At 35.7% G+C, this 13,732-nt stretch carries 18 protein-coding genes and 1 pseudogene; 15 read left to right on the top strand and 4 right to left on the bottom strand.

Annotation, left to right across the window (positions count from 1 at the left end):
- The first annotated feature begins 192 nt into the window (after window positions 1–192).
- The 11 genes and pseudogenes from IPP86_06975 to IPP86_07025 all read left to right on the top strand — a co-directional run bounded on the left by IPP86_06975 (window position 193) and on the right by IPP86_07025 (window position 7,513).
- On the top strand, window positions 193–639 hold the full coding sequence (locus IPP86_06975) for a hypothetical protein (protein ID MBL0138258.1): 447 nt from the start codon (window positions 193–195) through the stop codon (window positions 637–639).
- Window positions 596–1,138, top strand: coding sequence for a HAMP domain-containing histidine kinase (locus tag IPP86_06980; GenBank protein ID MBL0138259.1), 543 nt, complete (start codon window positions 596–598; stop codon window positions 1,136–1,138). Before IPP86_06975 ends, IPP86_06980 begins: the two co-directional genes overlap by 44 nt.
- 215 nt (window positions 1,139–1,353) lie before the next feature.
- Entirely contained in the window at window positions 1,354–1,629 is a 276-nt protein-coding gene (locus IPP86_06985; protein MBL0138260.1) for a carboxypeptidase-like regulatory domain-containing protein, read from the top strand.
- A gap of 43 nt (window positions 1,630–1,672) precedes the next feature.
- Complete coding sequence (locus IPP86_06990) at window positions 1,673–2,056, top strand: Plug domain-containing protein (GenBank protein ID MBL0138261.1); 384 nt, start codon at window positions 1,673–1,675, stop codon at window positions 2,054–2,056.
- Entirely contained in the window at window positions 2,053–2,307 is a 255-nt protein-coding gene (locus IPP86_06995; GenBank protein MBL0138262.1) for a hypothetical protein, read from the top strand. Before IPP86_06990 ends, IPP86_06995 begins: the two co-directional genes overlap by 4 nt.
- A gap of 532 nt (window positions 2,308–2,839) precedes the next feature.
- Window positions 2,840–3,664 carry a TonB-dependent receptor gene (locus IPP86_07000; GenBank protein MBL0138263.1) on the top strand — a complete coding sequence of 275 codons (825 nt, stop codon included), beginning with the start codon at window positions 2,840–2,842 and terminating at the stop codon, window positions 3,662–3,664.
- A gap of 80 nt (window positions 3,665–3,744) precedes the next feature.
- Window positions 3,745–4,434: a DUF4249 family protein gene (locus IPP86_07005; protein ID MBL0138264.1), complete on the top strand. Its 690-nt coding sequence runs from the start codon at window positions 3,745–3,747 to the stop codon at window positions 4,432–4,434.
- Between the two features lie 240 nt (window positions 4,435–4,674).
- The gene (locus IPP86_07010; protein ID MBL0138265.1) at window positions 4,675–5,097 is read left to right on the top strand and encodes a PepSY-like domain-containing protein; all 423 of its coding nucleotides are present in this window, start codon (window positions 4,675–4,677) and stop codon (window positions 5,095–5,097) included.
- A gap of 688 nt (window positions 5,098–5,785) precedes the next feature.
- A complete protein-coding gene (locus IPP86_07015) occupies window positions 5,786–6,256 on the top strand; it encodes a hypothetical protein (GenBank protein ID MBL0138266.1) in 471 nt (156 codons plus the stop codon).
- Window positions 6,240–6,710 carry a phosphatase PAP2 family protein gene (locus tag IPP86_07020; protein ID MBL0138267.1) on the top strand — a complete coding sequence of 157 codons (471 nt, stop codon included), beginning with the start codon at window positions 6,240–6,242 and terminating at the stop codon, window positions 6,708–6,710. Before IPP86_07015 ends, IPP86_07020 begins: the two co-directional genes overlap by 17 nt.
- A gap of 103 nt (window positions 6,711–6,813) precedes the next feature.
- Window positions 6,814–7,513: pseudogene (locus IPP86_07025) on the top strand (hypothetical protein).
- A gap of 298 nt (window positions 7,514–7,811) precedes the next feature.
- Here IPP86_07025 and IPP86_07030 read toward each other — a convergent pair.
- From IPP86_07030 to IPP86_07045, 4 genes are all read right to left on the bottom strand, one after another.
- Window positions 7,812–8,156, bottom strand: a complete 345-nt coding sequence (locus IPP86_07030; GenBank protein ID MBL0138268.1) for a T9SS type A sorting domain-containing protein — start codon at window positions 8,154–8,156, stop codon at window positions 7,812–7,814.
- Window positions 8,157–8,505: 349 nt separating this feature from the next.
- A complete protein-coding gene (locus tag IPP86_07035) occupies window positions 8,506–9,246 on the bottom strand; it encodes a hypothetical protein (GenBank protein ID MBL0138269.1) in 741 nt (246 codons plus the stop codon).
- 149 nt (window positions 9,247–9,395) lie between these two features.
- Window positions 9,396–9,743, bottom strand: a complete 348-nt coding sequence (locus tag IPP86_07040) for a hypothetical protein (protein MBL0138270.1) — start codon at window positions 9,741–9,743, stop codon at window positions 9,396–9,398.
- Window positions 9,744–9,839: 96 nt separating this feature from the next.
- Window positions 9,840–11,042: a PKD domain-containing protein gene (locus IPP86_07045; protein ID MBL0138271.1), complete on the bottom strand. Its 1,203-nt coding sequence runs from the start codon at window positions 11,040–11,042 to the stop codon at window positions 9,840–9,842.
- Window positions 11,043–12,280: 1,238 nt separating this feature from the next.
- Between IPP86_07045 and IPP86_07050 the strand changes: the two genes are divergently transcribed.
- The 4 genes from IPP86_07050 (at window position 12,281) to IPP86_07065 (ending at window position 13,711) form a co-directional block, all read left to right on the top strand.
- Window positions 12,281–12,424, top strand: a complete 144-nt coding sequence (locus tag IPP86_07050; protein ID MBL0138272.1) for a hypothetical protein — start codon at window positions 12,281–12,283, stop codon at window positions 12,422–12,424.
- A gap of 97 nt (window positions 12,425–12,521) precedes the next feature.
- Window positions 12,522–12,752: a hypothetical protein gene (locus IPP86_07055; protein ID MBL0138273.1), complete on the top strand. Its 231-nt coding sequence runs from the start codon at window positions 12,522–12,524 to the stop codon at window positions 12,750–12,752.
- 505 nt (window positions 12,753–13,257) lie between these two features.
- On the top strand, window positions 13,258–13,380 hold the full coding sequence (locus IPP86_07060) for an ATP-binding protein (protein ID MBL0138274.1): 123 nt from the start codon (window positions 13,258–13,260) through the stop codon (window positions 13,378–13,380).
- A gap of 169 nt (window positions 13,381–13,549) precedes the next feature.
- Window positions 13,550–13,711, top strand: a complete 162-nt coding sequence (locus IPP86_07065) for a hypothetical protein (protein MBL0138275.1) — start codon at window positions 13,550–13,552, stop codon at window positions 13,709–13,711.
- The last annotated feature ends 21 nt before the right edge of the window (window positions 13,712–13,732 follow it).

The raw sequence follows: 13,732 nt of genomic DNA on the forward strand, positions 1-13,732 counted from the left end.
GCCTATTTCTATCTTTAATTCCTGTGTTTATTATCAGTGGTTTTATTTTGTTTTTAATAATAAACCAGCAGATAAACGAAAATGAATACGAATCACTGCTTGCAAGAAAAGTATTATTGTAGAAAATCTAAGGACAAGTGGCGATGCTAAAGCTTCATATTTAAAGATGCAGATAATGACGTTGATAGTCGATTGTCTGATATTTCATTGCCATTTGGAAATACATTTAAAGATACAACGGTATATGATTCTTCTGAAATGGAGTTTGCACCTTTTCGTCAGTTAAATTCTGTTTTCAAAATAAATAGTAACACTTATGAATTAAGCATTACTCATTCAAATATTAAAACTGACGAATTAGCTGAAAGTATTTCTATTGCACTTGCTATCATGTTTGCTTTGATCTTGATTGTCGTTGTTTCTATTAACAGATTTGTGTCACGCAAACTCTTTAGTCCATTTTATTTTACACTAGACAAATTAAGAAATCTTTCATTTTCTGATACTGAGCCATTTCAAATTCAAAATACGACAACAAAGGAATTTCAAGATTTAAACATTGTCCTTAATTCTATGACTAGTAAACTATTTACCGATTATAAAAAGTCAAAAACAGTTTACGGAAAATGCTTCACATGAGTTACAAACTCCTTTGGCAATTATTAAGACGAGAATGGATGTTTTAATGCAAGACGTTCATTTATCTGAAGAAAGTATAGAGCAAATTCAGGAAATCGAGAAGGCTGTAAATAAACTTTCACACTTAAACAAATCACTTTTGCTTCTTACAAAAATCGAAAACGGGCAATTTAATGAATACTCTTACATCGAATTAGCAGCCCTCACAGATAAAACAATACTTGCATTTGAAGACAGCATAAGAAATAAATCTATTTCACTTACAAAGGATTACAGCAGCTCAGTAGAATTAAATATGAATCCAATTCTGGCCGATATACTTATTTCTAATCTCTTACAAAACTCAATTCGGCATAATTGGGAAAATGGAGTAGTTAAAATTAAAATAACGGAAAATTGTTTTTCAATTTCTAATTCCGAAACCCGCTATGGGAAAAGAAGAAATGCTTTTTTAATCGCTTTACAAAATTTAATCCTGCAGTTGAGTCCATTGGCTTAGGACTTTCCATAGTGAAACAAATTTGCGATTATTATAAATTCAAAATAATCTATGGGCATAATGGTACTTTGCATAAATTTGAAATCTTTTTGACTGATAAAATCATCCTATAAAAATCGGATCTGAACGACAAACTGGAATTTTAATTGTTGAATTTTTTTTTTATTCTTAGGCAACTTCAACTTTAAAACACATTTACACTTTAGGTTAGCAGTATAATTTCAGATACCGTTAGCCATGACAATCAAAAACCTTATTTTTTCCTCTTCGCGACCCCATTATTTTCTTTTGGTCAAAACTTCACTTTAAGCGGCTATCTGAAGGATTCGAATACAGGAGAGGCTCTGATAGGAGCAAATGTTTTCATAACAAATACAAAATCTGGTACAGTTGCAAATAGTTATGGATTCTACTCAATCAGTGTACCAAAGACAGATACGCTCGGAGTTGTATATTCATATTTAGGATATAAGGCACAGATTAAAAATTAAGCTGGATCATAATATTACATTGGATGTGTTATTAGAATCCTCAATGAATGAATTAGGAACAGTGACTATTTCAGCTGAAAAGTCAAATAGAAACGTTACCAAAACTGAAATGGGAGTAATTGATGTACCTATTCAAAAAATAGAATTGTTGCCTGCTATACTTGGAGAACCAGATGTACTAAAAAGTGATACAATTACTTCCTGGTGTATCGGCGGGTCAAGAAGGAACAACCGGCTTTTTGTTAGAGGAGGGAATGCAGATCAAAATTTGGTTCAATTGGACGAAGCTGTTGTCTACAATCCCAATCACTTATTCGGGCTGTTCAGTACATTTAATGAAAGGGCACTAAACAAAGTCACTTTAATTAAAGGAGGCTTCCCTGCACAATATGGGGACGGCTTTCTTCCATTCTTGATATTACAATGAAAGAAGGCAATAATCAAAAATTTCATGTTGCAGGTGGTTTAGGTTTAATTACTTCCAATCTAACAATTGAAGGCCCAATTGTTAAAGACAAAGCATCTTTCATTGTTTCTGCTCGGAGAACCTATATTGATTTAATTTTAAAACCGTTAAAAGCATTTGGAGATGGCAACTCCTATAATTTTTATGATCTAAATGCAAAGATAAATTATAAGCTTAGCGAAAAAAGACAGGGTCTTCGCAAGTTTCTTTAAAGGGCAGGACAATGCACAGTATACAGATGCAAGTAGTTTGAATTATGGAATCAGATTTGGTAATAGTACTGCAACAGTAAGGTGGAATCATCTATTTAGTCAAAAATTGTTTTCAAATACCTCCTTAATTTACAATTCATATTTATTGAATCTGTCATCAATTCAAGGTAAATATTCTCTCAATTTTATTCTGCAATTGATGACATTTCCGGAAAAACAGCATTCGAATATTTCCCAAATCCAAAGCATACTATACATTTCGGTATTGATTACACTTATCACACTTTTAGTCCAAGTGGCAAATCCGCTAAGATTCCAAAGAAAACACCTATAACAAATCTTGATATAAATAATATTCCAAAAAAGTACAATAGTGAAATCGCTATGTATATAAACGATGATTTAAATGTTTCCGAGAAATTCGGACTAAACCTTTGGTGTACGTGTTCCTTCCTTCATAGACAAAAATATTTCGTATGTCAAGTTTGAGCCAAGGGCTACAGTGAAATATGTTGTCAATGATTTTTCATCTTTGAAAGCTGCATACACTGTGATGAACCAATTCCTTCATATTGTACCAAGTTCGACAGCATCTTTACCTACAGATATTTGGATTCCTTCAAGCAAGATTACTAAACCGCAGCGGTCTGAACAATATTCGTTAGGTTATTTCCGAAACTTTAAGCAGAATCGATGGGAAACTTCAGTAGAAATTTATTATAAAACCATGCAAAATCAAGTTGCTTTTAAAGAAGGCTCACAATTATTAGAACAAACAAATATCGACAGTAATCTAGTATTTGGGAAAGGCTGGAGTTATGGTGCAGAATTTTTTGTCAAGAAAAACATTGGCCGATTATCCGGCTGGATTTCATATACTCTATCATGGACAAATCAAAAATTTCCAGATCTCAATTTCGGGAACACTTTTCCATTCAAATACGACAAACGACATAACCTTTCAATTGTCGGTGTTTATGAATTTAGTAAAAAATGGACGTTCTCAGGAGAGTTTATTTTCAACACTGGAAACGCATACACACTTCCCGTTGGCAGAGCAAATATTCCTGGAGGTGGGACGCTTTATGATGGCATTTATTATGATTATACCAATCGAAACAATGCACGTTTAAACTCATACCATCGCCTGGACCTTTCTGCGACTTATTCTAAAGAGCGGAAAATATTTAAACACAAATACGATCAGTCGTGGGTATTTAGTTTATACAACGTTTATAGTCGACAAAATGCCTATTTCGTTTACTTAACCGTGGATCCGGTTACAAAACAACGCCAAGCAATACAAGTTTCACTCTTACCAATTACTCCAAGTGTTAGTTATAACTTCAAATTTTAAAATAAGATGAAATTAAAAAATCATATTGCTTTTGCATTAAATATTATTGCAACTGCCATGTTCTTGTTTTCTATTGAATCATGTACAAAGATATTTCCGTCACACCACTACCATATAGCACAAAACCTGTTATAGAGTGTATGCTAAAGCCGGGAGATCCAATAAAATTGTCACTCAACAGTTCAGTTGCGTATTTCGATGCTTTGGTGTATAACAAGGATCTCTTTGTTCGAAACGCATCTGTTATTATCAGCAGTAGTTTTGGTACTGAAACACTACAAATTGATTCAGCTGAAAATCTATTTACTTGCGAATATGAATATTTTTACAAAAGTCAAAACAACGTTCAGCCTAATACAACATATACCCTTAATTTAACTGTTGACGGAAAGACATACTCGGCTCAAACAACCACGAATCAAACTAAAACAGTTATTGCAGCAGCAAGTTACACTTCAATTTTCAGTGATATTTATGGTGAACATGAAGGAGTGATTGTAGATTTTAATGATATTCCGGGTGAACCTAATTTCTATAGATATCAAATGACACGTACTATTGATAGTACTACCACTTATGGAGAAACGCTCATCTATAGCTTATGTACACATGGCTCCTTCTTTTACGTTAAAGAAACCGGCCGTGCTGTTTACAAAGATAAAAATCAGGATGGGTTACCTCAGGAGATCGTTGTGGAGCCTGCTTATAAACACAAAGCCAACGATGCCGGTTATGTCTTCATTCAAACCATTGATAAAAAATGCAGCTGATTTTTATGATCAGCTGGATCGGCAAAAGCTATCTCAATTTAATCCATTTGTTGAACCGGTATTTTTAAAACCCCTTCAATTTCCTGATGCAATTGGAGTATTTGGCTCGTATGCTCTTTCAGATTCAGTCTTGTTTGTTTATCCAGAATAAATGTATTTAGATTTCCACAATTATACTTGTTAAATAGCTTGTGCAAATATTTAGAACAAAAATAAAGTTAACTCAAAAAAAGAAACAAAATGAAAAAAGTAATTTTAATGATAGTGAGCATCGCAGTATTTAGTAGTTGTACTCAAGCAATGACGCCTCCTGATGCCGTTCTGAAAACCTTCAAAAAAATGTTCCCAACTGTTGCAAAAGTAAATTGGGGTAAAGAAAACGCAAAAGAATGGGAAGCTGAGTTTACCCTAAACGGAAATAAAATCTCTGCTAACTATACCTTTGATGGAATTTGGATAGAAACGGAACAAGAAATTACAGTTAAAGAATTGCCTGTACCTGTTTACAATGAAATCCAAAAACATTATCCTGGTTGGAAAATTGTTGAAGTAGACAAAACAGAAACAGCAAAAAATGGCAGTATATATGAAGCTGACATTAAAAACGGAAGGGATAAAAAGTCTGTAGCCTTCAAAGAAGACGGAAAGATTGTAATTGAATAGTCGTTCAATTTATTAAATAAAAAAGTATTTGACAATGTCTGTTGCAAAATGGTTTCAGGTTTAATGCGCCGTTTCATTGCGTAGTGTTTAGGTCTCCTTTTTGCAACGACATTGCTTAATTTTTAAAAAACATTCACAATGTCAAAACTAGTAATTCGACAACTCTTAGGTATATTGGTTGCTTTAAATGCAATTATTTTTCTTCTACTTGCATATTTTCAAGTATTTTCCTCAACTCCTCGGGCAATCGTCTTTATAGATTTCTGGGGAAGGTTATGTGTTTATTCGCTTGGTTCACCGGTTACGCTCTATATAAAAAATATTTACCGAGAAAGAGTTTGTTTAAAACAACGATTATTGTTATAGTCTGTCTCAACATTCCAGTATTCCTTCTTCTTGGTTATTTCAACAAACTTTCTCCAGATTTAGCAACTTTACCTTTCGTCGATTTTTGGGGTCGCTTGACAGTATACTCCCTATGGTTCATGGCTTATGAGTATTATCTAAACTATCTATCTGAAAATAACACTGGTTCAAAATCAATTTAACTAAATGAATAAACTGCCGAAACCACTATTTCATCATTGAGAATGTTTCATTTAGAATTCGAACATAGAAACTAAAAAGGATAAGAATGACTTAACCTCGCTAACGGACATGTAAATGAAATATCACTCGTTAAAAAATTATGATGAAAATAAATATCAAACTATTTCTTCTGTCAAGCCTACTGCTTTTTATCTCAACTGCGTTTTCGCAAATACCTTCAAGAAGTTATTACAAAACTGGCGAGATCTTTTCCTTTCGCTCCCCACAAGGTTATGTTCCTTCATTATTTCACAACTTCAGTGAACAAGCAACTGCACCTTTTCGTTTTACAGCAAAACAATGGATAATTACAGGTGGAGCAATTGGAATAACAGTATTCCTAATTGAGAATGATGGCGACATTGATGATTGGGCAAAGACAAAAAAGCAAAATTACAACTGGGTAAATAAATCTTCACCAATCATTACAGAATTGGGAGGCAACTATGGCATTGGTGCTACATTTGCATTTGGCTTATTGAGTGCGGCATTCAAAAATGAAAAAGGAGTTCAAACAACTTTGCTTTCAACACAAGCAATGATAACATCGGCGTATGGATACAACTCATAAAACAAGTTACAGGAAGAGAACGACCAAACGCATCCTACAACAACAGCCAAAAAGAAGGCGGATTGTGGTATGGTCCACTGGCACAATACGATCAGGAATTAGCCATCAAAAAAACGGGTCATCATTCGATGCTTTTGCGTCAGGACACACAGCGACAGCTTTTTCAATCGCAACAGTGTTTGCTTTACAATATAATGAGACTACTATTATTCCAATAGTATGTTATTCCGCAGCAACATTGATTGGAGTATCAAGATTAACCGAACATGAACACTGGTCATCCGATGTCTTTGTCGGAGCACTATTGGGATATTTATGCGGAAAGCAAGTGGTAAATAATTTTAACAAAACACATCAAACAGCTTTTAATTCTATGGCAGCAAAACAGAAATACAAAACAGAACTTACTATAGTTCAACATCAAAATCAAATAGGAGTATTATTAAAATGGTAAATATTTCAAATATAACATAACAAATTAAAACAGTATGACAATTATTTTAAAAACAATTCAGGCACATGAATAAACTCCTGCCATCACAATTTCATTTTGGATAATGAAAATATGCGCCACAACTTTAGGTGAAACAGCAGGAGATTTGCTTTCAATGACCATGCAAATAGGTTATGCAATTAGTTCAGTTATTCTCTTAAGTTTCTTCTTTGTAAGCTTGATAGCACAGCTATTCTCAAAAAAATATAATCCTTTCATTTTTTGGGCGGTCATACTCTCAACCAGCACTGCAGGAACAACTATCTCGGATTTCATGAGTCGATCAATGGGCTTTGGCTACACAATTAGCTCACTACTTTTAGCAACTTTTTTAATTATAACTCTTGTTGTTTGGAAAGCAACTGAAAAGTCCTTAGATGTTGTGCATATCAAATCAATTCGAGCAGAATTATTTTATTGGACATCAATTTTATTTTCGAATACTTTAGGAACATCATTAGGAGATTTTCTTGCCTACAGTTCCTGACGTGGTTTTTCTTGAGGAGCAATCGTGATTGGAAGTTTGTTATTAGTATTAGTACTATTTTTCTACTTTACTAAAATATCTCCTGTCATTCTTTTTTTGGTTGGGCTTCATTTTAACTCGTCCATTTGGAGCAACATTCGGCGATTTCATGACAAAGCCTGTAATAAAAGGTGGTATGAATTTGGGGACAATTGGTGCATCCTTAATTCTCTTTGGTATTTTATTAACATTGATTATTATGGATCTTTCTAAAATTAGGTCTTTGAGAAGAAGTTGAAAATACTTCCATGTTTCCGCAGACACCATTGTTTAGCGAATCACCCAAAACCCTCTTTGCGAATCCTCAGCGAATCACTTCTTCATCCTAACGAGTCCTAACGTCTCCTAATGAAAAGCAAAAAGCCTCATTCTTGCGAAATGAGGCTTGATGTCTTCTAATGAATAGAAATTGGAGGTCCCGAGCGGATTTGAACCGCTGTAAAGATTTATCCGTATCTATTTGATATTGCACATATTACACCGCCCATGTTTCATCAAATACCTGAAAGGCGAAACAAAAAGTGAAACATTCACACCTAAAGTTTGTAAATTTTAATCCTCCATTTCGATAAGTTAGATTCTATTGAAAGCATGTAAATTCCACTTGTCAGTTGTGCAACATCTAACCTTTTCAATAGTATATTATCTTTAACATCTACTTTCTCTGAGGTCAATTCTTGACCAACGATATCCCTTAACGAAAAGATGTATTCTTCGTTTTCAATATTTTCCGCTGCAATGTAAATGTAATTACTAGTGGGATTTGGGTAAACCTGGAATTGATCTGGAATCAACAAATTTCCAATACTTGTCGTACAAGATACAGTAATATAATCAGGAACAAGTATAGAATCACTACCGCAACTGTCTATAACAACCAATTTTACGAGGAAACTTCCTAGATAATTAAAAGGAATAGCCGTTGGATTTTGAACAGTTGAAATAACTGGAGAACCTGCACCATTATAGATTGTCCATAACCAGCTAGTAGCTCCTGTGGTAACAGATGTATCAATAAAATCGACAGTAAAAGGACAATTTCCACTGGTTTGCGAGCCAACAAAACCAGCGACAGGATTTGTACATGGAATAGGTGAAGTACAGTCCTGATAGACCTCATACGATACTCCCGCAACAATAAAACTTCCTGAACGTGGAGAACCATTGCAGAATCCGCATTTATTATCACACTCCCATTACCGGTTTGCATGGAACTTGGAGATGCTTGTATCAAGGAATTGTGTTACTTAACCTCCCATTGACAACTCGAACTAGAACGAAATCGAAAACATGAGAACCACCAGTACTTGTGAAATTGAATAATGTATCTGAAAGCAGATAACTACAATTTAAGGGCACAACAGTAATTGAAACATTATCGCTGGCAGAACAACCGTTTGAATCAATTACAGACACTGTGTATGTTGTGGTATTACTAGGGGTGGCAGTGGGATTTGAAACGAAAATTGAATCAAGTTCTGCTTGCGGGAACCAATAATAACCAAAAGGCCCATTCCCACTTGCAGTAGGACTATCCCCAAGGATTACAGATACACCTTCTGAAATTGTCTGGTCAGCACCGGCATTGACCAGTGGTGGAGGATTGACAAAAACTGTTACGGAATTTGAATCAGAACAATTGAAAACATTAGTAACCGTAAGCTGGTAAGTTGTCGTACTTAATGGATTTGCCGTAGGATTAGAAATTGTTGAATCGTCTAAACTAAATGTTGGATACCAAGCATATGTGTTCCCACTAACTCCTGCATTTCCAAGAATGGCAGAGCTTCCTGTGCAAATCGTTTGTTCAATCCCGGAATAAACATAAGGGAGAGGATATTCTATAACAGTTAATGGCGCTGAATTTGAAAAACAACCATAATTATCCTGTATTGAAACCGAATAATTTCCAGAAAGTTCAACTGTAACGGACTGATTCGTATCACCATTACTCCATAAATAACTAGTCATTCCAGAATCGGCAATCAATTCTACATTTGAACCAGAACAAAATGTTACTCCCCCAATTGTATCAATGTGTGCTATTAAGTTGCATATATGACATAAACTAGAATCCAACAAAGAAGAAGCAGAAGAGCTTCCTGAATAAATTGTTGCGATTAAACCCAGGGGACCACTGTAGGAAATAAAGCTATCTCTGAATTTGAAACTGCTTGGTTAGTAAAGTTTATTAATGAATCCAAACAACTGGTGGTATTCGTTCCAAATTTTATAATTGCGTACTTGGTTTCATTAGTATTGGGATCAGTCTGATTCCCAACAAAAACAAAATTGTCATCAAATGTAGGTCTTCGCTTATTAAAAGTCGAATTTGGATCAATTTTCATCGCCTTTGATGATACAAATCCAAAGCTTGAATCAAATTCAATTACTGATGAATTGGCGGTGGTTAAATAATGATTATTTGCTAACTCAATGATATTATATAAGGTTCCTGTAAGAGGCATCAAAAACGTATTAATAACATTTCCGCTAGAATCATCTCACAATAAATCCGGACATGGCCCATAAGATTTACTATGCCCAAAAACATTAACTCTCCATCAATTTTTCCATTCGAATGTAAAATAATCGTCCTCAGAACTGAAACCAATTTGCTTTGCCCAGATTAGATTTCCATTAAAACCTATTTTAATTATCAGTCCATTTCTACCTGTGAAGCCAGAGCCTGGAATTGTATCAATATCACCAGTAATGATAAAATCTTGATTAGTCGTTTCAATTATACTGTTCACAGTTAGGAAATGATTTCCAAGTGATGTAAAATCCAATTGCTCTTGCCACAAAATACTCCCATTATCATCTAATTTAACGACAGAAATATTGTTTGAGCCGGATGATGAACAAATAATACCTCCTGAACTAGTACTATTCAAAATGGGTAATTGTATATCATACTTTTTCATCCATTGAATATTCCCAAGTTCATCAATTTTAAACAATCCGTAAATATTACCCATTACAGTGAAGGAGATTACATAGCCTGATCCCGATCTAATGATGGAATGAGGCACATCTGTATATGAATGAGGGGGAAATTCTCTTACCCAAAGTAATTGACCTTGTTTGTTAACTTTAAAATACTGTATTCTATTAGGTCCGGTTTGAATGTATTCGTATCCAATACAAACATATCCGCTGTCAATCTCTGATTGAACAATATCGGTGGCTCCAAACATTATTTGCCCAGGACCTGGCGTTGAAGGAAGATAAAATAATTTTTCAAAATTACTATTATTGTTTGAAACAGCACCTCCAACTTGAATTTGCTGACAATATGAATTTGGGTTACAGTTTGCCGAATTAGATGTTAGGCAAATTATATAATTACCGGCAGCTGAAAAAACATGAACTGGGTTCGTCTGATTTGACGTCTGTCCATCGCCGAAGTTCCAGGTGAATGATGTTGAGTTTAGTGAAGTATTAATAAATGATATTGTGTCGCCATTAACACTGTAACCAAAAGAAGCATTTGTAGAAGGATAAACTGAAACTAGAATAGAATCAATTGCAGACTGACATCCATTTTTAATAATGTAACAGTAATAATACCCAGAATAAATTGAATCGACAGAATAAATTGTTTCAGAAACGGAATTTGAACTAAATCCATTAGGCCCAGACCAATTATAATTGGCACCGCCGTTCGGAATGGTAGCTAAGATTATATCTCCACCCTGACAAACCGGTGAATTACTTGATAAGATCGGAGCTGGGGAGAATTTGACAAAGAAATGACTGCATATTGACTAGTTAATCGTAGTGTCAGGCCCAACACAAGAAGTGCTACCCTGATAAATAAGCTTTACAGAATAAGTTCCTGGCATTGTTATATAATTCGAAAAAGAATTTGATCCAAAAGGCAACCCGTTTTTATACCATTGATAACTAACTACGCTCGGTAAAGATGTGATTATTTCATCAGTTGAAATGGTTATACCTACACTATTGGAAATTTCAGGCTAATTCCCTACGTTTCATTTTAAAATTGCCCCATGTTTCAGGGAAATTACCCCTATTTCCCAATTGACCCCCTGTTTTTATGTCTGATAGATGAGTGATTTAACTAGACCATAGCTCTTTATTTAATGATGCAACTTGTGTCATAAATATAGAGAAAAATAGCAAATAAACTCATCGGAATGAATAAAATTAAACAGATCATCCCCTTTATACCCATAGTAAAGGTACCAAATTTATCATGTGTGCAAACGGGCATTGCGCGCAATACGGTAAAAAAATACATCCCCATTTTCCGGGAAACTCATCCTGCACTACGATGAATTAAATATGATTTCCTGAACGGGATCTGTCCAAATATTTGGCAAACCTCCTTATGCTAGAACTGAGCAATCCGGGAAAAGATTTGCTTTCGTTCTATCCCTACATGGACAAAGCACTTCGACGTACAGGAATGACGCGGGAAAAATATGGAAAGAATATTTAACCAAACATCCCGACGGATATAAATACACTCGCTTCTGTATCGGTTATCGCCAGTGGTCAATCGTGTCCACCCTACGATGCCATGGTGCACAAAGCAGGAGATAAAATGTTCATTGATTACGCAGGAGAAAAATTACATATCGTAGATATACTAAAGTGGCGAGATCATAGGGGTAGAGGTTTTTGTTGCCATCCTTGGTTGCAGCCAACTCACCCTATGCACAAGCAAGCCTGTCTCAACAAGAGGAAGATTTTATTACCGCATGTGAAAATGCATTACACTTTTTGGTGGAGTACCGCAAGCAGTGGTGCCGGACAATTTAAGATCAGCTGTTACAAAAAGCAGTAAATACGGCCAACATTAAACGAAGCGTTTGAAGATTTTGCTGAGCACTATCAGTTTACTGCTCTTCCTGCTCGCGCCTACCGGCCACGTGACAAGTCGTTAGTTGAAGGGAGCTGTGAGAATCATCTACAATCGTATCTCAAATCTCCCACGCAACCGGCGGCTTCATTAGAAGAGTTGAACAAACTGATTATGTTCTACACTCAGGAACACAATTCTACACCAATGAAAGGAAGAATTACACTCGTTTACAACAGTTCGAAGAAGTCAACGAAAGCATTACAAGCTTACCAAAGCTTCGGTATGAGTTCAAGCATCAGGTATCGTTACAGTTAAGAAAAGCGGGCACGTGTGCCTGGGGAAGATAAGCACTATTACAGTGTACCGTTTAAATACATCGGTACAAAGTAAAATTATTTACTCTAGTTCCATTGTGAAATTTACTACAAATACGAACGCATCCGCTTTGCATAACCGTTTACGCAGTCCTTACAATTATACTTCTGCAGCAAAGTCCTCCAAGCTTCTGCACATCGCTGTGGGCGGGTGGTCAACAGAACGTTTTATCAAGTGGGCAGAATCGATTCATCCCGATGTAAAATTATTTATCGAAGGCATCTTTGAGAACAACAACACCCGGAACAATGCTACAAATCCTGCTTAAGGTGTTTTGGGCTTCGAAAGAAAGTGGGCACAGATCGATTGATCAAGGCCTGTCAGCGAGCTATGGAATATGGTCATTAATTACAAGATCATCAAAACATCTTGGAGAAAGGAATGGACACTATGCGGGCGGGAACAAGAAGAACCAACAACAAAATGCCTTCGCACGAAAACATTCGTGGAGAAGAATACTATCAATAAGTTAAACTTTAAAAAACAAAAAATCATGGATGAAGCAACGTTGCAAAAAATGAAACACATGAAGTTCTATGGAATGATGCGGGCCTTAGCACCACATTAGAATCAGGACAAACTAGTCGTTACACACCGGACGAAATGGTGGGGTTCTTGGCTAGAATCCGAATGGGACGAACGGCACAACCGTAAGATTGATCGCGGCAAAGAACGCTAAGTTCCGCTACAAGGCAAACATCGAAGATTTGATCTTCGATCAAAACAGAAAACCTTGACAAGAATGGAGTTCATCGTCTTGCGCTGTACGTTTATTGGTAGAAACAAAACATCATCACACCGGAAGTACCGGCGTAGGAAAAAGTTATCTGGCATCCGCCTTGGGTTATCAAGCTTGTATCAATGGATACAAAGTTATTTTACTCGAATACTTCTGACTGATCACTAAATTAAAAATGGCAAGGCCGATGGTTCCCACATCCGTGATGCTACGTATCGAAAAACAAGACCTTCTTCTGCCTGTGATTTTGGTCTGCACCCTTCGACGCACAAGGAAGGCTTCGCTGATGGAAGTGGTTGAAGACCGTCACGGAAAAAGGTTCTCTGATGATTACCTCACAAGTACCGGTAAAACAATGGTTCGATCTGATTGGCAAAAAACAATTGCTGCCGCCATCCTGGACCGCATTGTTTCACGATTCTATCCGCATTGGATTAAAAGGCGATCTTTGGGAAAGAAAAACAGAAACAGTAGGAAATGAATGGTGAAAATTAATATCTTAACTAACA

It is taken from the genome of Bacteroidota bacterium (assembly GCA_016720935.1).
GTDB lineage: Bacteria > Bacteroidota > Bacteroidia > AKYH767-A > 2013-40CM-41-45 > JADKJP01.